This window comes from Aquitalea magnusonii (assembly GCF_003202035.1).
Lineage (GTDB): Bacteria > Pseudomonadota > Gammaproteobacteria > Burkholderiales > Chromobacteriaceae > Aquitalea > Aquitalea magnusonii.
In genome coordinates, this window is sequence record NZ_QJKC01000027.1 from 1 (window position 1) to 23,670 (window position 23,670).

The 23,670-nt window shown below is 61.5% G+C and carries 22 protein-coding genes and 2 riboswitches; of the genes, 16 read left to right on the forward strand and 6 right to left on the reverse strand.

Features of this window, described 5'->3' with window-relative positions; translation table 11 throughout:
- The 9 genes from DFR38_RS19105 to DFR38_RS19145 form a co-directional block, all read left to right on the forward strand.
- Positions 1–552, forward strand: a 552-nt coding sequence (locus tag DFR38_RS19105; RefSeq protein WP_483396329.1) for a Rossmann-fold NAD(P)-binding domain-containing protein, incomplete at its 5' end; no start/stop codon positions are given.
- Positions 553–891: 339 nt separating this feature from the next.
- Complete coding sequence (gene arcC, locus DFR38_RS19110; protein WP_110313791.1) at positions 892–1,836, forward strand: carbamate kinase; 945 nt, start codon at positions 892–894, stop codon at positions 1,834–1,836.
- Positions 1,837–2,068: 232 nt separating this feature from the next.
- Positions 2,069–2,161: riboswitch (glycine riboswitch) on the forward strand.
- Between the two features lie 10 nt (positions 2,162–2,171).
- Positions 2,172–2,278, forward strand: a riboswitch (glycine riboswitch).
- A gap of 41 nt (positions 2,279–2,319) precedes the next feature.
- Positions 2,320–3,408 carry a glycine cleavage system aminomethyltransferase GcvT gene (gcvT, locus tag DFR38_RS19115; protein WP_059285717.1) on the forward strand — a complete coding sequence of 363 codons (1,089 nt, stop codon included), beginning with the start codon at positions 2,320–2,322 and terminating at the stop codon, positions 3,406–3,408.
- Between the two features lie 89 nt (positions 3,409–3,497).
- The gene (gcvH, locus tag DFR38_RS19120) at positions 3,498–3,884 is read left to right on the forward strand and encodes a glycine cleavage system protein GcvH (protein WP_059285716.1); all 387 of its coding nucleotides are present in this window, start codon (positions 3,498–3,500) and stop codon (positions 3,882–3,884) included.
- Between the two features lie 85 nt (positions 3,885–3,969).
- On the forward strand, positions 3,970–6,822 hold the full coding sequence (gcvP, locus tag DFR38_RS19125) for an aminomethyl-transferring glycine dehydrogenase (RefSeq protein ID WP_110313792.1): 2,853 nt from the start codon (positions 3,970–3,972) through the stop codon (positions 6,820–6,822).
- A 389-nt stretch (positions 6,823–7,211) separates the two neighbouring features.
- Positions 7,212–9,194: a putative bifunctional diguanylate cyclase/phosphodiesterase gene (locus DFR38_RS19130; RefSeq protein ID WP_110313793.1), complete on the forward strand. Its 1,983-nt coding sequence runs from the start codon at positions 7,212–7,214 to the stop codon at positions 9,192–9,194.
- Positions 9,195–9,313: 119 nt separating this feature from the next.
- Positions 9,314–10,897 (forward strand): ABC transporter substrate-binding protein, encoded by a 1,584-nt coding sequence (locus DFR38_RS19135; RefSeq protein ID WP_059286489.1) that lies wholly within the window; start codon positions 9,314–9,316, stop codon positions 10,895–10,897.
- A gap of 202 nt (positions 10,898–11,099) precedes the next feature.
- Positions 11,100–11,774 (forward strand): TetR/AcrR family transcriptional regulator, encoded by a 675-nt coding sequence (locus DFR38_RS19140; RefSeq protein WP_059286478.1) that lies wholly within the window; start codon positions 11,100–11,102, stop codon positions 11,772–11,774.
- Between the two features lie 169 nt (positions 11,775–11,943).
- Positions 11,944–13,218 (forward strand): O-acetylhomoserine aminocarboxypropyltransferase/cysteine synthase family protein, encoded by a 1,275-nt coding sequence (locus tag DFR38_RS19145; protein WP_059286479.1) that lies wholly within the window; start codon positions 11,944–11,946, stop codon positions 13,216–13,218.
- A 62-nt stretch (positions 13,219–13,280) separates the two neighbouring features.
- Here the strand turns inward: DFR38_RS19145 and DFR38_RS19150 are convergent, their stop codons facing one another.
- From DFR38_RS19150 to DFR38_RS19160, 3 genes are all read right to left on the reverse strand, one after another.
- Positions 13,281–13,739, reverse strand: coding sequence for a BLUF domain-containing protein (locus DFR38_RS19150; protein ID WP_059286480.1), 459 nt, complete (start codon positions 13,737–13,739; stop codon positions 13,281–13,283).
- A gap of 114 nt (positions 13,740–13,853) precedes the next feature.
- Entirely contained in the window at positions 13,854–14,792 is a 939-nt protein-coding gene (locus tag DFR38_RS19155; RefSeq protein ID WP_110313794.1) for a hypothetical protein, read from the reverse strand.
- A 3-nt stretch (positions 14,793–14,795) separates the two neighbouring features.
- Complete coding sequence (locus DFR38_RS19160) at positions 14,796–15,368, reverse strand: LemA family protein (protein WP_059287639.1); 573 nt, start codon at positions 15,366–15,368, stop codon at positions 14,796–14,798.
- A 117-nt stretch (positions 15,369–15,485) separates the two neighbouring features.
- Between DFR38_RS19160 and DFR38_RS19165 the strand changes: the two genes are divergently transcribed.
- Positions 15,486–16,334, forward strand: a complete 849-nt coding sequence (locus tag DFR38_RS19165; protein WP_244909920.1) for a Rossmann-like and DUF2520 domain-containing protein — start codon at positions 15,486–15,488, stop codon at positions 16,332–16,334.
- On the opposite strand, the gene pncB is transcribed toward DFR38_RS19165, so the two are convergent.
- The 3 genes from pncB to DFR38_RS19180 are packed head-to-tail and all read right to left on the reverse strand — an operon-like array spanning position 16,320 to position 18,840.
- On the reverse strand, positions 16,320–17,546 hold the full coding sequence (pncB, locus tag DFR38_RS19170; protein ID WP_110313796.1) for a nicotinate phosphoribosyltransferase: 1,227 nt from the start codon (positions 17,544–17,546) through the stop codon (positions 16,320–16,322). The genes DFR38_RS19165 and pncB overlap by 15 nt on opposite strands.
- 11 nt (positions 17,547–17,557) lie before the next feature.
- Positions 17,558–18,262: an SAM-dependent methyltransferase gene (locus DFR38_RS19175; RefSeq protein ID WP_059287315.1), complete on the reverse strand. Its 705-nt coding sequence runs from the start codon at positions 18,260–18,262 to the stop codon at positions 17,558–17,560.
- Positions 18,262–18,840 carry a Maf family protein gene (locus tag DFR38_RS19180; protein WP_059287314.1) on the reverse strand — a complete coding sequence of 193 codons (579 nt, stop codon included), beginning with the start codon at positions 18,838–18,840 and terminating at the stop codon, positions 18,262–18,264. The genes DFR38_RS19175 and DFR38_RS19180 overlap by 1 nt, the downstream gene beginning before the upstream one ends.
- 59 nt (positions 18,841–18,899) lie before the next feature.
- On the opposite strand from DFR38_RS19180, the gene DFR38_RS19185 reads away from it, so the two are divergent.
- The 6 genes from DFR38_RS19185 to fabG all read left to right on the forward strand — a co-directional run bounded on the left by DFR38_RS19185 (position 18,900) and on the right by fabG (position 23,567).
- Positions 18,900–19,400, forward strand: coding sequence for a YceD family protein (locus tag DFR38_RS19185; RefSeq protein ID WP_059287313.1), 501 nt, complete (start codon positions 18,900–18,902; stop codon positions 19,398–19,400).
- Between the two features lie 35 nt (positions 19,401–19,435).
- The gene (gene rpmF / locus DFR38_RS19190; protein ID WP_045846169.1) at positions 19,436–19,615 is read left to right on the forward strand and encodes a 50S ribosomal protein L32; all 180 of its coding nucleotides are present in this window, start codon (positions 19,436–19,438) and stop codon (positions 19,613–19,615) included.
- 65 nt (positions 19,616–19,680) lie between these two features.
- A complete protein-coding gene (plsX, locus tag DFR38_RS19195; RefSeq protein WP_059287312.1) occupies positions 19,681–20,718 on the forward strand; it encodes a phosphate acyltransferase PlsX in 1,038 nt (345 codons plus the stop codon).
- 7 nt (positions 20,719–20,725) lie between these two features.
- Positions 20,726–21,685, forward strand: a complete 960-nt coding sequence (locus DFR38_RS19200) for a beta-ketoacyl-ACP synthase III (protein WP_059287311.1) — start codon at positions 20,726–20,728, stop codon at positions 21,683–21,685.
- Positions 21,686–21,839: 154 nt separating this feature from the next.
- Positions 21,840–22,769, forward strand: a complete 930-nt coding sequence (fabD, locus tag DFR38_RS19205; protein WP_110313797.1) for an ACP S-malonyltransferase — start codon at positions 21,840–21,842, stop codon at positions 22,767–22,769.
- 60 nt (positions 22,770–22,829) lie between these two features.
- A complete protein-coding gene (gene fabG, locus DFR38_RS19210; protein ID WP_059287465.1) occupies positions 22,830–23,567 on the forward strand; it encodes a 3-oxoacyl-ACP reductase FabG in 738 nt (245 codons plus the stop codon).
- The last annotated feature ends 103 nt before the right edge of the window (positions 23,568–23,670 follow it).

The window sequence follows — 23,670 nt, forward strand, 5'->3', positions numbered from 1 at the left end:
CCCATCTCGCAAATCAGCTACACCTACCTGGGCGACGCCCGCAACAATATGGGCAACTCCCTGCTGGTGATCGGCAGCAAGCTGGGCATGGACGTGCGCATCGGCGCGCCGAAACACCTGTGGCCGACCGACGAACTGGTGGCCGAATGCCGTGAAATCGCTGCCCGCACCGGCGCCCGCATCACCCTGACCGAAGACGCTGCCGCAGCCGTCAAGGGCACCGACTTCATCCACACCGACGTCTGGGTATCGATGGGCGAACCGGCCGAAGTGTGGGCCGAACGCATCCGCCTGCTGAAGCCCTACCAGGTGAATGCCGCGCTGATGGCCGCTGCCCAGAACCCGCAAGTCAAGTTCATGCACTGCCTGCCGGCCTACCACAACAGCGAAACCAAGGTCGGCAAGGAAATCGCCGCCCAGTACCCGGACCTGGCCAATGGCATTGAAGTGACCGAAGACGTGTTCGAAAGCGAAGCCTGCATTGCCTTCGAGCAAGCCGAGAACCGCATGCACACCATCAAGGCGATTCTGGTCGCCACCCTGGGCGACTGATCGTCAGGCTCCGCAGCAAAGCCCTGCTGCGTTGTTGCGCCGCCTTGCCGTACGACTTGTACTGTCTGCGGCGGCGCGCCTGGCAGCAGACTTTGCCACACCGCCAGTCATTGAAGTCAGACCGCAACACCGTTTTACCCTCCGCGACGGCACACCCCTGAAGTCGTGGAGTGGCCCGAGATCCGGTCCCCCCTCACTCAGCCGGATCTCACCCCCCATCCCGGCCCCACCTTCCCGCGGGAAGACCGGCCACCACATCAGAAAACCGATGGACTGCCCAAGCAGGCCGTCAACGCCACCACCCCAAACACAGCGGGGCGGGGCAGGAAAGGAAACATCATGCGAGTCGTCGTAGCCCTGGGCGGCAATGCCCTGCAACGTCGTGGCGAAGCCATGACCGCTGACAACCAACGCGCCAACGTCAAGGTGGCCGCCGAACAACTGGCCGCCGTCACCCGGCTGGGCCACAACCTGGTGATGTGCCACGGCAACGGCCCGCAAGTCGGCCTCTTGGGCCTGCAAAACGACGCCTACGCCCGCCACGTCGACGGCAAGGTCACCCCGTATCCGCTCGACGTGCTGGGCGCGCAGACCGAAGGCATGATCGGCTACATGATCGAACAGGAACTGGGCAACGTGCTGCCGTTTGAAGTACCGCTGGCCACCATCCTCACCCAGACCGAAGTGGACGCCGCCGACCCCGCCTTCCAGAACCCCACCAAATTCGTCGGCCCGGTATACAGCAAGGAAGAAGCCGAAGCGCTGGCCGCCAGCCACGGCTGGACCGTCAAGGCCGACGGCGACTACTACCGCCGCGTGGTCCCCAGCCCGAAGCCGAAACGCATCTTCGAACTGCGGCCCATCAAATGGATGATCGAAAAAGGCGCGGTGGTGATTGCTGCCGGCGGCGGCGGCATCCCCACCATGTACCAGGGTGACAAACTGGTGGGCGTGGAAGCGGTGATCGACAAAGACCTCGCCTCCGCCCTGCTGGCGCGCGAAGTGGACGCCGACTACTTCGTCATCGCCACCGACGTGAAGAGCGTGTTTGTTGGCTGGGGCACTCCCGAAGCCAAGGCCATCCGTCACGCCCACCCGGACGAAATGGACAAGCTGGGCTTTGCCGCCGGTTCGATGGGCCCGAAAGTGGAAGCTGCCTGCGAATTTGCCCGGCTGACTGGCAAGCGTGCAGTGATTGGCGCGCTGGAAGACATCGAGAAGATCGTCAAGGGCGAAGCCGGTACCATCATCTCTACCGAGAAGGCCGGGATCGAGTGGTACTGAGCGGGCGCTGCAACACCTGCTGCGGCGTGTCTTGCATCAGGCGTTTCAGTAGATGTGAAAAAAGGGCTGCTGCGGGAGCCCTTTTGTTATTCCTGATCAATAATGAATAAATTGTGACAATGAATTATTCGTATTTTTTCGATTGCGAAAATAATGCAAAAACAACAGGATAGATCACTTCGCGTGAAGATATTCTTGGCTTGCCTTTGTCTTTATCTGCAACGATAATCGCCCCCATCATGCAGGAGAGAGTGGCCAATCGCGGCCACCGCCGAAGGCGCAAGCGCACCCGCAATCGCTCAGGCAAAAGGACTGCATCATCGGATATCACGTATCTGCTTTACTCTGGAGAGCGCTGCCCATAGAGGCAGCCACCGAAGGGGCTAACGGCGGCTGAAAACGCCCGCCGGAAAATCTCAGGTGTCAGGACAGAGGGGTGTTGTACCAAGACAGGCAAAACACCCCCTTTGCAAGGACGCACAGATGACGGCCCCGAAACGTACCCCCCTGTTTGACGCTCATGTCGCCGCCGGCGCCAAGATGGTTGATTTCGCCGGTTGGGAAATGCCCATCCATTACGGCTCCCAGCTGAAGGAACATGAGATCGTGCGCAGCGACGCCGGCATGTTCGATGTGTCCCACATGACCGTGATCGACATCAGCGGCAGCGATGCCAAGGCCTGGCTGCAACAGCTGATTGCCAACGACGTGGCCAAGCTGCCCTTCGAAGGCAAGGCGCTGTACTCCGGCATGCTGACCGAAGACGGCACCGTGGTGGACGACCTGATTGTCTACCTGACTTCCTATGGCTACCGCATGGTGGTGAATGCCGGTACCACCGACAAGGACCTGGCCTGGATGGATAGCCACAAGGCCGGTTTCGATGTCTCCCTCAATGTGCGTCGCGACCTGGCCATGCTGGCCGTGCAAGGCCCCAATGCCATTGCCAAGGTCTGTGCGGTCAAGCCGCAACTGGCCGACGCCATTCAATCACTCAAGGTATTCCAGGGCTTGCCTGCAGGCGACTGGTTCTTTGCCCGAACCGGCTATACCGGTGAAGACGGCCTGGAAATCATGATTCCGGCTGGCGAAGCCAGCAATTTCTTCAATGAACTCGTTGCCGCTGGCGTGGCCCCTATTGGCCTGGGCGCACGCGACACCCTGCGTCTGGAAGCCGGCATGAATCTGTACGGCCACGACATGGACGAAACCGTATCCCCGCTGCAGGCCGGCATGGGCTGGACCATCGCCTGGGAACCGGCCAGCCGTGACTTCATCGGCCGCAAGGCACTGGAAGCCCAGAAAGCCGCCGGCGTGCCGATGAAACAGGTGGGCCTGGTGCTGGAAGGCCGTGGCGTGCTGCGTGAAGGCCAGAAAGTGGTCGTGGAAGGCGTGGGTGAGGGCATCATCACCAGCGGCACCTTCTCGCCCACCCTCAAGCACTCCATCGCCATCGCCCGTGTCCCGGCCGCAACCGGTGCCGACGCACAGGTGGATTTGCGTGGTACGCTCACCGCTGTCCGCGTGGTGAAGATGCCGTTCGTGCGCAACGGCAAGAAAGTTTTTGAATAACAGCGAGCCGGAAAACCGCGCCAGCCTGCGCGCTGCGCTGCGGTTGCCCGCTCCCGTAACGGTTCAATCAATCCGAGGAGATTCAATCCATGAGCAATATCCCTGCCGAACTGAAATACGTTGCCAGCCACGAATGGCTGCGTCTGGAAGCCGACGGTTCCGTCACCGTGGGCATTACCGAACATGCACAAGAGCTGCTGGGCGATATCGTGTTCGTCGAGCTGCCGAAAGTGGGTGCCAACCTGGCTGCTGAAGAGCAGGCCGGCGTGGTGGAATCGGTAAAAGCCGCTTCCGACGTGTACGCCCCGATCGCCGGTGAAGTGCTGGAAGTGAACGCCGAACTGGAAGCCGCGCCCGAGCTGGCCAACAGCGAGCCCTATGCCGCTGGCTGGTTCTTCAAGATCAAGCCGGCCAATGCCGCAGATCTGGACAGCCTGCTGGATGCCGCAGGCTACGCCAAGGAAATCGGCGCCTGATTGCACGCTGTCAAAGCCTCGTGATGCTGACCATCGCGGGGCTTTTTCAGTTTCAGGCACAGCTCTTCATTACCGGACACCCACCATGACTCTTGCTTCCCTGTTTAACCGTAGCGAATTCATTGCCCGCCATATCGGCCCCTCCGATGCCGAGCGCAGCGAAATGCTGGCCGAAATCCGCGCCGCCTCGCTGGACGATCTGGTTGCCCAGACCCTGCCGGCCGACATCCGCCTGAACCGTGCGCTGGACCTGCCGTCCCCGGTGCCGGAAGCCGAAGCCCTGGCCGCGCTCAAAGAAGTGGCCAGCCGCAACATCGTCAACAAGTCTTTCATCGGCCTGGGTTACTACCCGGTGCTGACCCCCACCGTCATCCTGCGCAATGTGCTGGAGAATCCGGGCTGGTACACCGCTTACACCCCGTACCAGGCGGAAATCGCCCAGGGCCGTCTGGAAGCGCTGCTCAACTACCAGCAAATGGTGATGGACCTGACCGGTCTGGAAATGGCCAATGCCTCGCTGCTGGACGAAGCCACCGCCGCCGCCGAAGCCATGGCCATGGCGCGCCGTGTATCCAAGAGTAAGTCCGAACAGTTCTTTGTCGATAGCCGCGTGCTGCCGCAAACCCTGGACGTGATGAAGACTCGTGCCAAGTACTTCGGTTTCGAGCTGGTTTCCGGCCATCCGGAAGAAGCCGGCAATGGCGATTACTTTGGCGCGCTGTTCCAGTATCCGGGTGAAGCGGGCGACCTGATCGACCTGACGCCCTACATTGCTGCCGTCAAGGCCAAGGGTGGTGTGGCCGTGGTGGCTGCCGACATCATGGCGCTGGTGGCACTGAAGTCGCCGGCCGAAATGGGTGCAGACGTGGCCATCGGCAACACCCAGCGCTTTGGCGTGCCGATGGGCTATGGTGGCCCGCACGCTGCCTACTTTGCCTTCAAGGACGAAATGAAGCGCTCGGCTCCCGGCCGCATCATTGGTGTGTCGGTGGATGCCAAGGGCAAGACCGCGCTGCGCATGGCGCTGCAAACCCGCGAGCAGCATATCCGCCGCGAAAAAGCCAACTCCAATATCTGTACCAGCCAGGTGCTGCTGGCCAATATCGCCGGCATGTACGCGGTGTACCACGGTGCCGAAGGCGTGAAGCGCATTGCCAGCCGCATCCACCGCCTGGCTGCCATCTTTGCCCATGCGGTAAAGAGCGCCGGTGGCAAGCTGGTCTTCGACCGCTTCTACGACACGGTACAGGTGGAAGCGGCCAATGCCGACGCCATCTACACCGCCGCCCTGGCTGCCGGTTACAACCTGCGCCGCGTGTCCGCCAGCGTGCTGGGCGTGGCCTTCCACGAAGCCGCCACCGAGGCTGATCTGGCTACGCTGATCCAGCTGTTTACCGGCAAGGATGCCGACATCGCCGCGCTGGATGCCGCCGCTGCCGATGCCATCCCGGCTGGCCTCAAGCGCGAATCCGCCTTCTTCACGCACCCGGTGTTCAACACCCACCACAGCGAGCACGAGATGCTGCGCTACCTGAAGAAGCTGGAAAACCGCGACCTGGCGATGAATCACTCGATGATTTCGCTGGGCAGCTGCACCATGAAGCTGAATGCCACCAGCGAGATGATTCCCATCACCTGGCCGGAATTCGCCAATATGCACCCGTTTGCCCCGCGCGATCAGGCTGCCGGTTACCTGCAGCTGATCGACGACCTGCAAACCCAGCTGAAAGCCATTACCGGTTTTGACGCCATCTCCATGCAGCCCAACTCCGGCGCGCAGGGCGAGTACGCCGGCCTGCTGGCCATCAGCCGTTACCACGAAGCGCGTGGCGAAGCGCAGCGCAATATCTGCCTGATTCCGCAATCCGCCCACGGTACCAACCCGGCCACCGCGCAGATGATGAATATGCAGGTGGTGGTGGTGAAGTGTGACGAATCCGGCAACGTCGACGTGGCCGACCTCAAGGCCAAGGCCGAGCAGCATTCGGCCAACCTGGCGGCATTGATGATTACCTATCCGTCCACTCACGGCGTGTTCGAACAGCCGATCCGCGAGATCTGCGACATCATCCACAGCCACGGTGGTCAGGTGTACATGGACGGTGCCAACCTGAACGCCCAGGTGGGTCTGTGCCGTCCGGCCGATATCGGTGCCGACGTGTCGCACATGAACCTGCACAAGACCTTCTGCATCCCGCACGGCGGTGGCGGCCCGGGCATGGGCCCGATCGGCCTGAAAGCCCATCTGGCGCCGTTCATGGCCAACCACGTGGTGGCTGACGTGCCGGGTGCGGTTGCCGGTCAGACTGCGGTGTCCGCTGCGCCGTTCGGCTCGGCTTCCATCCTGCCCATCTCCTTCATGTATATCCGCATGATGGGTGCCGAGGGCATGAAAGCCGCCACCGAAAACGCACTCTTGTCCGCCAACTACATGGCCAAGAAGCTGGGTGAGCATTTCCCGGTGTTGTATACCGGTGCCAATGGCCGTGTGGCGCATGAGTGCATCATCGACCTGCGTCCGCTCAAGGCTGCCAGTGGCGTCACCGAAGTGGACGTGGCCAAGCGCCTGATGGACTACGGCTTCCACGCCCCGACCATGAGCTTCCCGGTGCCGGGCACGCTGATGATCGAGCCGACCGAGTCCGAACCCAAGGCCGAGCTGGACCGCTTCATCGCCGCCATGACCGCCATCCGTCAGGAAATCGACCAGGTACAGAACGGCACATGGCCGGCGGATAACAACCCGCTGCGCAATGCACCGCACAGCAAGGCTGACATCGCTGGCGACTGGGACCGTCCGTACAGCCGCGAAACCGGCCTGTTCCCGCTGCCTTATGTGCTGGAAAACAAGTTCTGGCCGAGCGTGAACCGTATCGACGACGTATACGGCGACCGTAACCTGGTGTGCAGCTGCCCCAGCACCGACAGCTATCTGTAAATCAGCCGTGCGGGCTGCTGCCCGCCGCTTATGCAAAAACCCCGCGCCAGCGGGGTTTTTTCTTGGTGGCCTGCCGTCAGATGCAGCGTTTTTGCCAGGATTAAGCAGTTGTTTTTGCTTTGGAGCAAATACTCTATGCCATGAGTCCGCTATCCTGCATCAGTTGTTTGTCATGAGAAAATTGCGCGGGCAGCCAGGTGCTGTTAAAAAAAGCGTGATTTATTTTAAGTACTGATCTTAAAAAAAGCAGTCGCATGGCGGATGGTTGCTAGAATAGCCGTCCTCCTGCAGCCGGGGGAGGATGCAATGAACACAAGAGCAAGATTGATGTCTGGGCCAGCTTGAAAGTCGCTATGCCGCACGAGCCAACACCGCTTACTGATGAAACGATGGCACGCTTTGCCTTGCTGGCAAGGCTGCGGCATCCGGTATGGGTGTTCGACATCGACCGGCAGCGGGTGTACTGGGCCAATGCCGAGGCGCTCAAGGTGTGGGATGCCACCACCCTGGACGAGCTGCGTAGCCGCGACATGGGACGCGACATGTCCGAGTCGGTGGCGCGCCGGCTGCGCCAGTACCAGAGTGATTTCGAACGATTCGGCATGGAGTTCTCCGAATCGTGGACGCTCTATCCCAATGGCAAGCCACGCAGCCTGCAAGTGGTGTTCAGCGGCCTGCGCCATCAGGGCAGCATGATGATGCTGTGCGAGGCGCTGGGCGAATTGCAGGCCGACCCGAACACCCTGCGCAGCGCCGAAGCGCTGTTGCACTTGCCGGTGCTGATCACCCTCTATCATGCCGATGGCCCGGCCTTGTACCGCAACCCGGCCGCGCGCGAAAAAGTGCTTGATCCTGCCGAGAGCTGGCAGGGGCATCTGCTGCATGCCGCCGACCGTGAACTGTTGCAGCTGCAATTGCAGCAGCAGGGCAAGGGGCGGCTGGTGGCGCAGGTGATGACCCGCCATGGCGAGCGCTGGCACGAGTTGTCGGCGCGCCATTGTCGCGATGCGGTGTCCGGCGCAGACGCCGTGCTGATCAGCGAAGTGGATGTCAGCGAACTGAAAGATGCCGAAGCCCGCGCCCGTTATCTGGCCATGCACGACACCCTGACCGGTCTGCCCAATCGCAATTTTGTCCTGCAGTGCTATCCGGCCCTGTTGCAGCAGGCCAAGCGCCAGGGTGAGCAGGCTGCCTTGCTGTGCATCGACCTGGACCGCTTCAAGAATATCAACGACAGCCTGGGCCATGCCTTTGGCGACCTGCTGCTGGTACAGATGGGCGAGCGGCTGAAAGCACTGCTGGCACCCACGCAGCAGCTGGCGCGACAGGGCGGGGATGAATTCCTGGTGCTGCTGTGCGCGCCGCAAGTGCAGCAGCAGGCTGCCGCGCTGGCCGCTGCCATTGTCGAGGCGCTGGCGCGGCCCTTATGGCTGCGCGGGCAGGAGGTCAGGCTGACCGCCTCGGTGGGCATCAGCCTGTGCCAGGATGGCGCCGAGGATATCCAGGGCCATATGCGGCATGCCGATCTGGCCATGTATAGCGCCAAGGATGCCGGCCGCAACGGCATCCAGTTCTACGACGAAGCGATGGATGCACGGGCGCGAACCCGGCTTGCCCTGGAGTATGAAATCCGCCGTGGTCTGGAAAACGGTGAATTCGAGGCTTTCTACCAGCCACGGGTGGATTGCCTCACCGGCGAAATCATCGGCGCCGAGGCGCTGGCGCGCTGGCGGCATCCCGAACGCGGCCTGCTGTTTCCCGACAGCTTCATCCCGGTGTGCGAGGAAAGCGGCCTGATCCGCGAGCTGGACCGCCAGATACTGGCGCAGGTCGCCCGCCAGCTGTCGCGCTGGGCAGCGCAGGGCAGGGTGTTGCAGGTTTCGGTCAATCTGTCGGCCAGCCAGTTTGGCGACCCGCAGTTAGCAGCGTCCTTGCAGGGCATCCTGCAAGAAAGCGCTTGCCCGGCACAGCGCATCGAACTGGAAATTACCGAATCGCTGCTGCTGGCACACGACCAGCACACCCTGGATACGCTGGCCAGCTTGCGCGCCATGGGCTTTGCCGTGGCCATCGACGATTTTGGCACCGGCTATTCCAATCTGGCCTATTTACAGAACTATCCCCTCAATACCCTGAAAATCGACCGTTCCTTTATTTCCGGTTTGCCGCAAAGCTCGGCGATTCCGGAACTGATCACCAGCCTGTGTCGGATTCTCTCGCTGAATATGGTGGCCGAAGGGGTGGAAAACCACGCCCAGCTCGACTGGTTGCGGCAGCAGGGGTGTCAGCAATACCAGGGTTATCTGTGCAGCCGGCCGCTGTCGCTGGCGCATTTCAACGAATTGCTGGAGCACAGCACCGCTCCCGCCTGATGCCGCAGGCGAATAAGCTTAGCGGGAATGCGTCATTTGATTTTGCCGCGTCTTCCCTTAAGCTGATGCCCAGGCGGGGCCCCGCATGTATGGCGGCCTTCCCCCGCATGGAGACCGACATGACTCTGCGTACCCTCGCGCTGGCCCTGACCTTGGCCAGCCCGCTGGCGCTCGCCGCCAAACCGCTTACCGTGTGTACCGACGCCAATCCGGAAGGCTTCGACGTGGTGCAGTACAACTCGCTGGTGACCACCAATGCCTCGGCCGATGTGCTGATGAACCGGCTGGTGGAATATGATGCGGCCAGCCACAAACTGCAGCCCGGCCTGGCCAGCAGCTGGCAGGTGAGTGCCGATGGCCTGAGCTACACCTTCAAGCTGCGTCCGGGTGTGGCCTTCCACAGTACCGATTACTTCAAACCCACGCGCAAGCTGAATGCCGACGATGTGGTGTTTACCTTCCAGCGCATGCTCAATCCCGAGCATCCCTGGTACAAGACCGCCGCCAACGGCTATCCGCATGCCCAGTCCATGCAGCTGCCCAAGCTGATCAAGGCGGTCAGCAAAGTGGACGACAACACCGTACGCTTTGAACTGAACTATCCGGAAGCCACCTTCCTGTCCACGCTGAGCATGGGCTTTGCCTCGATTTATTCGGCCGAGTATGCCGCGCAGCTGCAGGCTGCTGGCAAACAGGCCGAGCTCAACAGCAAGCCCATCGGCACCGGGCCCTTCATTTTGCGCAGCTTCCAGAAAGACAGCGTGGTGCGCTATCAGCCCAACCCGGCTTACTGGGGGGCCAAGCCCAAGGTATCGGCACTGGTGTATGCCATTACCCCGGACGCCACGGTGCGCGTGCAAAAGCTGAAGGCCGGCGAGTGCCAGCTGGCGCTCTCCGCCAAGCCGCAGGACGTACTGGCGGTGCAGGGCGACAACAAGATCCGCGTGCTGCAAACCCCGGCCTTCATGACCGCCTTTGTCGCCATCAATACCCAGCACAAGCCCTTTGACAATGTATTGGTGCGTCAGGCAGTCAACCTGGCTTTTGACAAGAACACCTATCTGAAAACCGTGTTCGACGGCACCGCCACCGCCGCCACCCTGCCGTATCCGCCCAATACCTGGAGCTACAACAAGAGCGTGAAGCCCTATCCGCAAGACCTGGCGCGCGCCAAGAAGCTGCTGGCGCAGGCTGGCTATCCCAATGGCTTTGACACCACGCTGTGGGTTCGCCCCAGCGGCAGCACGCTCAACCCCAATCCCAAGGCCGGGGCCGAGCTGTTGCAGGCTGATCTGGCCAAGGTGGGCATCCGGGCGCAGATCAAGGTCATCGAATGGGGCGAGCTGATCAAGCGCGGCAAAGCTGGCGAGCACGACCTGTTGTTCATGGGCTGGGCCGGCGACAATGGTGACCCGGACAACTTCCTTACCCCGCAGTTCTCCTGCGCGGCAGTGCAGTCCGGTACCAACTTTGCCCGCTACTGCAATCCGCAGCTGGACAAGCTGATTAGCGACGGCAAGAAAACCAGCGACTTTGCCCAGCGCAGCAAGCTGTACCTGCAAGCGCAAAAGCTGATCAGCGACCAGGCCTTGTGGCTGCCGCTGGCCCACCCCACCGCCTATGTGCTGGAGCGCAAGGAAGTGGCCGGCTTTGTCGCCAACCCGTTTGGCCGTGTCAATTTTGCTACGGTGAGCGTGCAGTAAGCCGTCCATCCGGCAAAGCCGTAAATCCCACACCAAAAGGCAGCCTTGTGCTGCCTTTTTGCATCGCCAGGGGCTGCTCATGGCAATCGCCGTGCCGGTCAGGACGGCTTGCGGTATCATGCAGGGGTGTTTGTCGATCACGGACACAGCGGGTGCCGGGAACAGTCTGTCCCGGGGTTCCGCACATCGGGAAGAACCTGCCATGAGTCGCAAAGAAAGCAAAAGTCCAACCTTTGACCGCATCGTCGAAGCCAGCCTGCAGCTGTTCAACCAGCAGGGCGAGCGCAGCGTCACCACCAATCACATCGCGCGTTATCTGAACATCAGCACCGGCAATCTGTACTACCACTTTGCCTGCAAGGAAGACATCATCAACGAGCTGTACCGGCGCTATTCCAAGGGCATGGCCGATTATCTCAATGCCGCAGGCGAGCTGAGCGTCAATGCCTCCATCGAGGGCCTGGTGTCCTTGCTGGAAAAGGTATTGCGTCATTTGTGGACCTTCCGCTTCATTCCGCAAAGCATCTCCAGCCTGTTTTCGGTCAATCAGTCGCTGCAGGAAAGCTACAGCAAGATCGAAGCCGGGCTGATCAGCCGTGGTGTGGAAAAGCTGTTCTTCAAGCTGCGCGATCAGGGCATGCTGGAAGGCGATGATGTGCAGATCGGTTTTCTGGCGCGCAATTTCCAGCTGTTGCAAACCGGCTGGATTGCCCGGCCCGATATCGCCCGCTGTCCGCAAGAGGCGCAGGTGGTGGCACGCGAGGGCTGTCTGAGCCTGCTGTATTTCCTGGCGCCCTATGTATCCAGCCGTTTCCGCCAGCCCTTCGAGCGCGTGCTGGCCAGCATGGCCCCGGTCCAGGCGCTGCCTGCCGTCTAGCGCTTTCCCTTCAGCGGTATTGCCGGCCATGGCCAGTCTGCGACTGGCCATTTGCTTTTCTGCCGCATTAATTCATAAGCTTTGCAGGAAATCCGGCTTGGCTTCTTTCCCTGCTATCGGTATGGTTAGACCGATATGCAACAGGCGTAAAGCCACAGGAGAGAAGAAGATGAAACTGGAAACACTGGCCGTGCACGGCGGCTACAGCCCGGACCCCACCACCAAGGCGGTGGCGGTGCCGCTGTATCAGACCACCAGCTACGCCTTTGACAGCACCCAGCACGGTGCCGACCTGTTCGACCTCAAGGTGCAGGGCAATATCTACACCCGCATCATGAACCCCACCACCGATGTGCTGGAAAAGCGCGTGGCTGCGCTGGAAGGCGGCATCGGTGCGCTGGCGGTGGCCTCCGGCATGGCGGCCATCAGCTATGCCATCCAGACCATTGCCGAAGCCGGCGACAACATCATTGCCACCAGCACGCTGTATGGCGGTACGTATAATCTGTTTGCCCACACCTTCCCGCAGCTGGGCATCGAAGTGCGCTTCATCGACTACAAGGACCCGGCCTCCATCAGCAAGCTGGTGGATGACAAGACCAAGGCGGTGTTCTGCGAATCGGTGGGTAATCCGCTGGGCAATGTGGTGGACTTTGCCGCCTTTGCCGAACAGGCCCACCAGCACGGCCTGCCGCTGATTGTCGACAATACCGTGCCCTCGCCGTATCTGTGCCGCCCCTTCGAGCATGGCGCCGACATCGTGGTGCACAGCCTCACCAAATATCTGGGCGGCCATGGCACCAGCATTGGCGGCATTATTGTCGATTCCGGCAAATTCCCCTGGGGCGAGCATAAAGAGCGTTTTGTGCGGCTGAATACGCCGGATGTCAGCTACCACGGCGTCAATTATGTCGAGGCACTGGGCCCGGCGGCCTATATCGCCCGTGCCCGCGTGGTGCCGCTGCGCAATATGGGCGCCGCCATTTCGCCGTTCAATGCCTTCCTGATCCTGCAAGGCATCGAAACCCTGGCCCTGCGCCTGGACCGCATCTGCGACAACGCGCTGAAGGTGGCCGAGCGTCTGCAAGCCCACCCGGCAGTGGAGTGGGTGGAATACGCCGCCTTGCCTTCCAGCCCCAGCAAGGCGCTGGTGGACAAATACATGGGCGGCCGCGCATCGGGCATCCTGTCCTTCGGCATCAAGGGTGGTATCGAGGCCGGTGGCCGCTTTATCGACGCGCTGCAACTGGTGACCCGTCTGGTGAATATCGGCGATGCCAAGAGCCTGGCCTGCCACCCGGCCTCCACCACCCACCGCCAGCTGTCGCCGGAAGAACAGCTCAAGGCCGGGGTGCGGCCGGAACTGATTCGCCTGTCCATCGGCATCGAGCATATCGACGACATTCTGGCCGACGTGGATCAGGCGCTGCAGGCAGCCAGCTAGTTTGCCGCGCTTGAACAATAGAAAGGCTGCCTCTGGCAGCCTTTTTTTGTCAGCATGCAGCGCTAGTGGCGATGCACCACCTGGGGGTTCTGGCCATTGGGCAGGTGATGGTGCCATTTGCCATTGATGAATTCCTGCACAAAGCGCTTGGCGCGTTCGGCATGGTCCAGCTCGCCATGCGGCGCGATATTGCTCAGGTGTACCGGATGGCCCAGCTTGCGTGCCAGTTGCTCGGTATCGACGAAGACCAGCGCTTGATCGGGAAAGCTGGGCTGGCTCACCGTTTCGCGCGACAGCAGGGTCAGCTGCAGATGGTGTTTGTCTTGCTGGATGAAGGCATACAGCTCGTCAACGGCGGCCTCCTCGCCTTCCAGCATTTGCAGGAAATCCTTGTTCATCAGCAATAGCAGGCTGTTGATGCCCATGCGCTGGTTGCGCGCCCGGTAGCTGGCCAGCAGGCCGTGCAGCTCCTGCACGTCATAGGCGGGGTTGAGTGCGCTGGAATAAATCAGGCGGATCATGCTTGTCTCCCGGCGCTGTGGCGCTCTTGTTGCCGGAGGTATGCCGGCTGCTTAATGATAGGTGGAATTGCCTTGTCATGCACTCGTCGCAGTGCAAGCCTGCGCCGGCCATGGCTAGGCCGACAGGCCGCTGTGCAGCCAGAGGATGAAGCTGATCAGTCCGGCCAGGGCATGCAGCCAGGCGCGCAGGCGATAGCTGCGTGCCACCTGGCGGGGCGACAGGGTGTGGATCAGGTAGGGCTTGCCGTCATCCGGCTTGCTGATGTGCAGGGTGGGCGGGGTGCTGGCCAGCTGCTGGTAGTTTTGGCGCACCTCGCGCTCGGCGGCGGCTCTGACCAGCAGCCATTCCTGCTCGCTGATCTTGCCGTCGCCATCCAGGTCGTGGCGGCGCAGCAGGGCGGGCTGGTCTTGTTTCCATTCCGCCAGCTTGGCGCCGACATCCTGGCGGAAGCTCTGCACATCGGGCCGGCTGCCTCCCTGGCTGTGCAACTGGCCCAGCACATAGAGCGGGTCGCCTTCGTCTATCCATTCCTCCACCAGCGTTTCCCTACCTTCCTGCCAGCTTTCGCGGTGCGGAGCCACCACCTCTGCTCCTTCCGGATTGACGATCACCTCCTGTTTGCCATCCACCAGCAGGAAGGAAAGCTCGGAGTTTTCCGGTAGCGATGGCAGGCTGTTGCCGCGGCCGAAAGGGTCCAGCGGGCTGTCATTCAGCCCGCGCCGGTCATTTTGATAGCGCCAGCAGCGGTACCAGACGCAGCGGCGGCCGGAATAGGGGCTGTAATTGGCAGCCTGCGGGTGATTGCGGGCGATGCCGCACAATTCCACATGGCCCAGTGCCGCGGAAACGGCATGGGCGGTCGGTGTGTCGGCAATCAGCCGGTAACGGCGATAATTCAGCCACCAGCCGATCAGCCCGCAGGCCAGCAGCAGCGGCAGCCCCGCATGCAGGAAGGGGTGCAGGCCGAGCTTGAGGCCGATGAAAGCCAGCAGCGGGTACAGGCTGAAGGCGGCCCAGCCGCTGCGTGTCCACTGCGAACTGAGCCACAGCATGGTTTAGTCCCGCTGAAACAGCTGGCGCAGATCGACATCGCGCTTTTCCGCCGCGGTAAACTGCAGCGGGCGGGCGCTGGGGAAGTTGAACAGGCGGGCGATCAGCACATCGGGAAATTGCTCGATGCGCACATTGTTGAGGTTGACCGCGTCGTTATACAGTTCGCGCCGGTCGGCAATATTGTCTTCCAGCTGGCTGATGCGCTCGGACAAATGGCTAAACTGCTGGTCGGCCTTGAGTTCCGGGTAGGCTTCCGCCACCGCCAGCAGCTGGCCGATCAGGCCGCGCAGCTTGCCTTCCTCATGGCCCAGCCCTTCCATATTGCGGCTCTGGGCATACTGCGCCACACCGGCGCGTGCTTCCATCACCCGGCTCAGGGTCTGCTGCTCGAACTGGGCATATTGTTTGCACACTTCCACCAGCTTTGGCAGTTCGTCGTGGCGCTGTTTCAGCAGCACATCGATATTGGCCCAGCTGCGCGCCACCGTATGCTTGAGATTGACCAGTGCGTTGTACAGGGTGATGAAATACAGCAGGACGATGGCGATGATGCCAAAGAAAATCACCAGCTTCATGAAGGGGACTCCCCGAGGCTGCCGTGGTGGCAGGTAAAATACTGTTAAACAGGATTATTCTAGCGGCATGGTCAGACAAGCCGCCAGCAGTGTCAAGAAAGTGGGTGGGAAGTGCGGGTGCTGAATATCATCGGGGCGGGAAAACTGGGGCGTACGCTGGGGCGGCTGGCCGCTGACAGTGGCCGGTACCGGGTGCAGGACTGTCTGGCGCGCAGCATGGCATCGGCCACGGCGGCGGTGGATTTCATCGGTGGCGGGCGTGCCTGTGCGACAGTCATCGGCTTGCAGCCGGCAGACCTGTGGCTGTTGTCGGTGCCGGATGATGCCATTGCGCCCACCGCCCAGGCGCTGGCAGGTAGCGGCGTGATCCGTCCCGGCACGGTGGTGTTTCACGCCAGCGGCGCGGCAGAGGCGGAAATACTGGCACCCTTGCGGGCGGTGGGGGCGCATGTGGCCAGCCTGCATCCGGCATTTTCCTTTGCCGAGCCGGCGCGCGCCGTAGCGCAATTTGCCGGCACCTTGTGTGCGCTGGAAGGGGATGCGGCAGCTTGCGTGGTGTTACGGGATTTTGCAGCGGCAATTGGCGCACAGCCGTTTGCGCTGGCTGCGGGTGGCAAGGCGGCCTATCACGCCGCCTTGTCGGTAGCCTCCAATTATCTGGTGACCCTGACCGACATCGCCCGCCAGCTGGCACGGCAAGGCGGCGTGGACGAGGCGCTGTTGTCAGCCTTGCTGGGGCCGCTGATGCAGGGCAGCCTGGCCAATGCCTTGAGCATGGGGCCGCAGCAGGCGCTGACCGGGCCCATCGTGCGGGGCGATGCGGCCACCGTGGCGCGCCATCTGGCGGTGTTGCCGCCGGACTTGCAACCGGTCTACCGTGCGCTGGGCGAGCGCACGGTGGCAGTGGCGGGAGCGCGTCTGCCAGAGGAGGCGCGGCAGACGCTGTTGGCCTTATTGCGCGACTGAATCAGCTGCTGGCGCTGCCACCTTGAACACCTGGCGCAGATAGGCGAGAAAGGTCTGGTCGCTGCACATGGTCTTGCCCGGACTGTCGGATAGCTTGGCCACCGGCTGGCCATTGCAGCTCACCAGCTTCAGCACGATCTGCAGCGGTTCCAGCCCCAGGTCATTGGTGAAGTGGGTGCCAATGCCAAAGCTCACCTGAATGTGCGGGCTGTAGCGGCGGTGCAGTGCCAGCGCCTTGTCCACGCTCAGGCCATCGCTGAAGGTGAGCATCTTGGTGGCGGGGTCGATACGCAGCTTGCGATAGTGGGTAATGGCCTTGTCCGCCCACTCGATAGGGTCACCACTGTCGTGGCGCAGGCCATCGAACAGCTTGGCAAAGTACAGGTCGAAATCCGCCAGAAAAGCATCCATGCACACCACATCGGTGAGGGCGATGCCCAGGTCGCCGCGATATTCCTGCACCCAGGCTTCCAGCGCGGCATTCTGGAAATCACGCAGGCGTACGCCCAGCGCCTGGAAGGCCTGGAAGAACTCGTGCGCCATGGTGCCGATAGGGGTGATGCCCAGCTTCCACGCCAGCCACACATTGCTGGTGCCGCGGAATACCTTGGGCAGGGCGGCGTTCAGCTGTTCCACCACCTGCTGTTGCCATTCGCGGCTGAAGCGGCGGCGGGTGCCAAAATCGGAAATCAGCAGGGGAAAGCGCTGACTGGCGCTTTCTTCCGCCTCGAAGCGCAGCAGGGTGGCAATTTTCTCATCCAGCCGACGCTGGCCTTCCTCGCGTACCTGCGGGGTGTCCAGGCGGCGGAAATACAGCTCGTTGACGATGGCCAGCACGAAAATCTCGAAGAACATCGCCTGTACCAGCGGCCCTTCGATATGAATGTTCAGTGCATCGCCGTCGCACTCCACCCGGATAAAGCGGCGCTGCAGGTGGAACAGTTCCAGATAATCGACAAAATCACTCTTGATGAAACGCAAGCTGCGCAGATAGGCCAGTTCCGGCTGGGTAAACTGCAGCTGGCACAGCCAGTCCAGCTGCGCTTCCACTTCCTTGTGCAGTTGCGACAGCGGGTAATCCGGCTGGTTGCGGCAGCGGAATTCATATTGCCCGTAAGCCGCCGGGAACTGATGCAGGATGGCCTGCAGCATGGTGAACTTGTACAGGTCGGTATCCAGCAGCGAATGGATCAGCGGCGGCAGCTTGGGCATGGAATGGCCTTTCAGGCAGCGTGCAGGATGAAAATGGCCGGGCGCTTGTGAAAATCCGGCGCAGCTTGCGGCCAGTCCTTCACCAGGCGGCTGACGATGGTTTCCGTCGGCAGGGTCAGGTCGCAGGCCACTGCCAGCCGGGTGGTGGGGGCCAGTGTCTCGCGCAACTGTTGTAGCAGGGCATTATTGCGGTAAGGCGTTTCAATGAATACCTGGGTTTCATTGCGCTGGCGCGAGCGTTGTTCCAGCTCCTTCACCACCTTGGCCTTTTCGGCGGCATCCACCGGCAGATAGCCATGGAAGGCAAAGCACTGGCCATTGGCCCCGGAGGCCATCAGCGCCAGCAAAATGGACGAAGGGCCGATCAGCGGCGCCACGCGGATGCCGCGTTCGTGCGCCAGTGCCACCAGCTGGGCGCCGGGGTCGGCCACCGCCGGGCAGCCGGCTTCGGAAATCAGGCCCACGTCTTCACCCGCCAGCAGCGGCGCCAGCAGGGCGGCAACATCGGCCGGCTTGGTGTGCTCGTTGAGCGTGCTCATCGCCAGCTCACGAATCGGGGTGCTGACGCCCAGCGCTTTCAGATGCTTGCGCGCGGTCTTTTCCGCCTCCACCACAAAGTGACGGATGTGCAACACCTTGGCCGCTTCGCTGGCGGGCAGCCAGGCAATGGTTTCATCGCCCAGCGGAGCGGGAATCAGGAACAGGGTGCCGGCCATTACAGGATCTCCACGCCTTCGGCGTTCAACATGCTGATGAGTTGGAACAGCGGTACGCCGATCAGGGCATTGGGGTCGTCCGACTCCACTTTTTCCAGCAGCGCGCCACCCAGTCCTTCGCTCTTGGCGCTGCCGGCGCAGTGCAGGGCATCCGGTTCGCGCGTCAGGTAATGGCGAATCTGCTGTTCGGTCAGCTGGCGCAAGGTGACGCGGGTGATGCCCACGGTTTCCTGCAAGCGGCCACTGGCGGTGTTGTACAGCGCCAAGGCAGAGTGAAACACCACGGTGCGGCCGCTCATCCACTGCAGCATGGCCACCCCTTTTTCAAACGAACCGGGCTTGCCGATTTGCTGGCCATCGAGCAGGGCGACCTGGTCGGAGCCGATGATCAGGGCATTCGGGTAATCGGCTGCCAGCGACTGGGCCTTGCTGCGCGCCAGGCGCACGGCAGTGTCCAGTGCGCTTTCGCCGGGCAGCGGGGTTTCGTCGCACACCGGCGGCACGGCGCTGAAGGGGAGGCCCAGGCGGGCGATGATTTCCTGCCGGTAGCGGGAAGTGGAAGCCAGGATGATCTGCATGGTGGTATTGCTTGATTATTTTGACAAATCAGGGAGGCGGATTATATCATGCTGGGTTTATGTCTAACCCGATTTTGATCGACCCGCTCAAGTTCGCCCGTGAGGGCCGCGTTCTGACCGGCAAACTGCCCGTCAGCACCCTGGACGAGCGTGTGCACAGCGACCTGTCCGACACCTCCGGTACGGTGGAATACACCCTGGAAGGTTTTCGCGATGGCTCGTCCCGTCTTTCCCTGCGCCTGCAGGTGAAAGCCAGTGTGGCGGTAAGCTGCCAGCGTTGCCTGGAAGTGATGCCGTACGAGGTGAATACCGACTCGGTGGTCACCTTGTTCACCCGGCAGGAAAAGCTGGATGAAGCCTGCGAGCTGGACGAAACGCTGGACGCCATTCTCGCGCCGGAAGAGCTTGATGTGGTGGCAATGATCGAAGACGAAATCATCATGGGCTTGCCGCTTTCGCCGAAACACGACGAATGCGGTTCGGAAGCTCTGACACGTGCCAAGGCTGACAAGCCCAATCCGTTTGCGGTGCTGGCCACGTTGAAGATCTCCAAGTCTTGAATTATCAATACACGCGATTTTCCTAGGAGTCGAACATGGCTGTTCAACAGAACAAAAAGTCCCCGTCCAAGCGCGGCATGCATCGTGCACACGATTTTCTGACCGCTCCGTCGCTGGCCAAAGAGCCGACGACCGGTGAAACCCACCTGCGTCACCACATCAGCCCGAACGGCTTCTACCGTGGTCGCAAGGTTGTTGCCACCAAAGGCGAATAATTCGTCCTTTTTCACCCCATACTTACCTTTATAAAAACAGGTAGGTTTCACTACCGTACACGTTGATGACTATCACCGTCGCGGTTGATGCAATGGGCGGTGACGTTGGCCTCAAGGTCACCGTCCCAGCATCGATCCAATTCCTGCAAGACCATCCCAACGCCAATCTGATTCTTGTCGGAGACCAGGCAGCCATCGAGGCTGAATTGTCCCGCCATCAGGGTGTTGCGCGTTCGCGCGTCCATATCCGTCATGCCACGCAAGTGGTGGGCATGGACGAGTCGCCGCAACTGGCCCTGAAAAACAAGAAAGATTCGTCGATGCGGGTGGCGATCAATCTGGTCAAGGAAGGCGAAGCGCAAGCCGCCGTGTCTGCCGGCAATACCGGCGCACTGATGGCCACCGCCCGCTTTGTCCTCAAGACCATTCCGGGCATCGAACGACCGGCCATCGCCAAGATGATGCCGTCCGTCAAGGGCAGCACCTGCATGCTGGACCTGGGCGCCAACGTCGATTGCACCTCAGAACAACTCCTGCAGTTCGGCATCATGGGTTCGGAGCTGGTATCCAGCATTACCGGCAATGCCAATCCGCGCGTCGGGCTGCTCAATATCGGTTCGGAAGACATCAAGGGTAACGACAGCGTCAAGCGCGCTGGCGAATACCTGCGGCAGTCCGAGCTGAACTTCATCGGCAATGTCGAAGGCAACGACGTCTACAAAGGCACGGTAGATGTGGTAGTCTGCGACGGTTTTACCGGCAATGTGGCGCTCAAATCAGCCGAGGGGCTGGCGCACATGATTGCCTACTTCCTGCGGCAGGAATTCACCCGCAACTGGTGGACCCGCCTGTGCGCGCTGGCTGCCATGCCGGTGCTCAAGCATTTTCGCAACCGCGTCGATCCGCGCCGCTACAATGGCGCCAGCCTGCTGGGCCTGCGCGGCATCGTGGTGAAAAGCCATGGCGGAACCGATGCCGTAGGATTCCGTTTCGCGCTGGAACAGGCTTGCGAGGAAGCCGGCTCCGACGTGATTGGTCATATTACCGACCGGGTTGCAAACCAATTAAACAACCTCAAGCAGCCCGAGCCGGAAGCGAACTGATTAATACATGGCCCATTCCCGCATTCTAGGCACTGGCAGCTATCTGCCATCCAATGTGCTCACGAATGCGATGCTGGCCGAGCGCGTGGAAACCAGTGACGAATGGATTGTTTCGCGCACTGGCATTCACGCCCGCCACATCGTGTCCGATGAAGAAACCACCAGTGATCTGGCGCTGAAGGCAGCAGAAGCTGCCATCCAGAGCGCTGGCATAGCCAAGGACGAGATCGATCTGATCATCGTCGCCACCACCACGCCCGACATGATTTTCCCCAGTACCGCCTGCCTGTTGCAGGAAAAACTGGGTATTCACGGCTGCGCTGCATTCGATGTGCAGGCGGTGTGTGCCGGCTTCATGTTTGCCCTCACCACTGCCCACAACTACATCAAGGGCGGTATGGCCAGCAAGGTGCTGGTGGTGGGTGCCGAAGTGATGTCGCGCGTGATGGACTGGGAAGATCGCCGCACCTGCGTGCTGTTTGGCGATGGCGCGGGCGCGGTGGTACTGGGCGCCTCGGACGAGCCGGGCATCCTGCATGCCAAGCTGGCCTCCGATGGCCGCTACAAGGACATTCTCAATACCCCGGCGCAGATTTCCGGCGGCAAGATCCAGGGCATTCCCTTCTTGCACATGGATGGCCCGGCGGTATTCAAGTTTGCGGTCAAGGCCCTGTCCGACATCGCCGCCACCACCCTGGCCGAGGCCGGTGTGGACAAGTCGCAAGTCGACTGGCTGGTGCCGCACCAGGCCAATCTGCGCATCATCGAATCCACGGCCAAGCACCTGGGCATGTCGATGGAGCGGGTGATCGTGACATTGCCGCAACAGGGCAATACCTCGGCCGCCTCCATTCCGCTGGCGCTGGACCATGCCGTGCGTGATGGTCGCATCCAGCGCGGCCAGACCATTCTGCTGGAAGGGATTGGCGGTGGCTTTGCCTGGGGTGCCGTGTTGCTGAAGTACTGATTCTTCGCGACGGAAGACCGGCCACGACCATGCGCCGTCTGGCATGCGATAACGCCCATTGTGATGGGCGTTTGATCTGGGTGCTTGGCAGAATGGTCTGGTTTGCCGCATTCTTCCGTCGATTATTATTCCGTCGTATTTGCGGAGACTGTCTATGGCGTTTGCCTTTCTCTTTCCCGGTCAGGGCTCGCAAAGCCTGAAAATGATGGATGGCTTTGCCGACCTGCCGGTCGTCAAGCACACCTTCGAAGAAGCCTCCAGCGCGCTGGGCGTGGACCTGTGGGCCATGCTGCAGGCTGACAGTGCCGAAGCCATCAATGCCACCGTCAATACCCAGCCCATCATGCTGGCTGCCGGTGTGGCCACTTATCTGGCCTGGCAGGAAGTGGGCGGCCAGCAACCTGCTGTTGTTGCCGGCCACAGCCTGGGTGAATACACCGCGCTGGTGGCTGCCGGTGCGCTGCCGTTTGCCGAAGCCGTCAAGCTGGTGCGCCTGCGCGCCGAAGCCATGCAAAACGCCGTGCCGGCCGGGCAGGGTGCCATGGCGGCCATCCTCAACCTGTCCGACGAGGAAGTGCGCGCGGCGTGTGCCGAAGCGGCCAATGGCGAGGTGGTGGAAGCCGTCAATTACAACTCGCCAGGCCAGGTGGTGATTGCCGGTGCCAAGGCCGCCGTCGAGCGCGCCATGGAAGCCTGCAAGGCCCGTGGCGCCAAGCGTGCGCTGCCGCTGCCGGTATCGGTGCCCTCGCACTGCGCGCTGATGAAGCCGGCCGGCATGCAACTGGCCGAAGCCCTGCTGCAAGTCCACATCAATACCCCGGCCATTCCGGTGCTGCACAATGCCGACGTGGTCAGCTACACCGACGCTGCCGACATTCGCGATGCGCTGGTGCGCCAGCTGTACAGCCCGGTGCGCTGGACCGAAACCATCCAGAAACTGGCTGGCGAGGGCATCGTCACCATGGCCGAATGCGGTCCGGGCAAGGTGCTGGCTGGCCTGGCCAAGCGTATCGACAGCAACGTCAAGTGCCTGGCACTGACCGACGCGGCGGCGCTGGAAGCGGCCAAGACCGAACTGCAATGATATCCGCGGCGGGCCGCCCGCCGGCCCGCTGCGTACGCCCATAACAAGGAGACATCCGAAATGAGTCTGCAAGGCAAAGTAGCCCTGGTAACCGGCGCTTCGCGCGGCATTGGCGCAGCCATTGCCGATGCGCTGCAAGCCGAGGGCGCCATTGTCATCGGCACTGCCACCTCGGAAGCCGGTGCTGCTGCCATCAACGAACGCCTGGCTGCCAATGGCGGTGCCGGCCGCGTGCTGAACGTGACCGAAGACGGCGCCATCGAAGCACTGGTGGAAGCCATCGACAAGGAATTTGGCGGCGTGGCCATTCTGGTCAACAATGCCGGCATTACCCGCGATGGCCTGCTGATGCGCATGAAGGACGACGACTGGGATGCCATCATGGACACCAACCTCAAGTCGGTGTTCAAGGCGTCCAAGGCCGTGCTGCGCGGCATGATGAAGGCCCGCTGGGGCCGCATCATCAACATCGCCTCGGTGGTGGGTGCCACCGGCAATCCCGGTCAGACTAACTATGCCGCGGCCAAAGCCGGTATCATGGGCTTCACCAAGTCCATGGCGCGCGAAGTTGGCAGCCGCAATATCACGGTCAACTGCGTGGCACCGGGCTTTATCGATACCGACATGACCCGCGCGCTGCCGGAAGCGCAGCGCGAGGCGCTGGTGGGGCAGATTGCCCTGGGCCGCCTGGGCGATGCCAAGGATATTGCCGATGCAACATCCTTCCTGGCATCCGACCGCGCAGCCTACATCACCGGTCAGACACTGCATGTAAATGGTGGCATGTTCATGCCTTAACCGGTCCTGTCCAACAAAAGACAAGATTTAGGTGGGCTGCTCTAATTTTTTTTTGTAGAATACACGGGTTTTGTTATCCCGAATCAGAAAGGTCAAGGGTTTA

Coding starts and splice junctions, on each gene's coding strand:
- gcvH (WP_059285716.1), top strand. CDS start 3,498: ATGAGCAATATCCCTGCCGAACTGAAATACGTTGCCAGCCACGAATGG.
- DFR38_RS19180 (WP_059287314.1), bottom strand. CDS start 18,840: ATGCAGATCATCCTGGCTTCCACTTCCCGCTACCGGCAGGAAATCATC.
- DFR38_RS19185 (WP_059287313.1), top strand. CDS start 18,900: ATGTCTAACCCGATTTTGATCGACCCGCTCAAGTTCGCCCGTGAGGGC.
- DFR38_RS19155 (WP_110313794.1), bottom strand. CDS start 14,792: ATGCTGTGGCTCAGTTCGCAGTGGACACGCAGCGGCTGGGCCGCCTTC.
- pncB (WP_110313796.1), bottom strand. CDS start 17,546: ATGCCCAAGCTGCCGCCGCTGATCCATTCGCTGCTGGATACCGACCTG.
- gcvT (WP_059285717.1), top strand. CDS start 2,320: ATGACGGCCCCGAAACGTACCCCCCTGTTTGACGCTCATGTCGCCGCC.
- fabG (WP_059287465.1), top strand. CDS start 22,830: ATGAGTCTGCAAGGCAAAGTAGCCCTGGTAACCGGCGCTTCGCGCGGC.
- DFR38_RS19145 (WP_059286479.1), top strand. CDS start 11,944: ATGAAACTGGAAACACTGGCCGTGCACGGCGGCTACAGCCCGGACCCC.
- fabD (WP_110313797.1), top strand. CDS start 21,840: ATGGCGTTTGCCTTTCTCTTTCCCGGTCAGGGCTCGCAAAGCCTGAAA.
- DFR38_RS19160 (WP_059287639.1), bottom strand. CDS start 15,368: ATGAAGCTGGTGATTTTCTTTGGCATCATCGCCATCGTCCTGCTGTAT.
- DFR38_RS19130 (WP_110313793.1), top strand. CDS start 7,212: ATGGCACGCTTTGCCTTGCTGGCAAGGCTGCGGCATCCGGTATGGGTG.
- DFR38_RS19200 (WP_059287311.1), top strand. CDS start 20,726: ATGGCCCATTCCCGCATTCTAGGCACTGGCAGCTATCTGCCATCCAAT.
- plsX (WP_059287312.1), top strand. CDS start 19,681: ATGACTATCACCGTCGCGGTTGATGCAATGGGCGGTGACGTTGGCCTC.
- DFR38_RS19140 (WP_059286478.1), top strand. CDS start 11,100: ATGAGTCGCAAAGAAAGCAAAAGTCCAACCTTTGACCGCATCGTCGAA.
- rpmF (WP_045846169.1), top strand. CDS start 19,436: ATGGCTGTTCAACAGAACAAAAAGTCCCCGTCCAAGCGCGGCATGCAT.
- arcC (WP_110313791.1), top strand. CDS start 892: ATGCGAGTCGTCGTAGCCCTGGGCGGCAATGCCCTGCAACGTCGTGGC.
- DFR38_RS19150 (WP_059286480.1), bottom strand. CDS start 13,739: ATGATCCGCCTGATTTATTCCAGCGCACTCAACCCCGCCTATGACGTG.
- DFR38_RS19175 (WP_059287315.1), bottom strand. CDS start 18,262: ATGGCCGGCACCCTGTTCCTGATTCCCGCTCCGCTGGGCGATGAAACC.
- DFR38_RS19135 (WP_059286489.1), top strand. CDS start 9,314: ATGACTCTGCGTACCCTCGCGCTGGCCCTGACCTTGGCCAGCCCGCTG.
- gcvP (WP_110313792.1), top strand. CDS start 3,970: ATGACTCTTGCTTCCCTGTTTAACCGTAGCGAATTCATTGCCCGCCAT.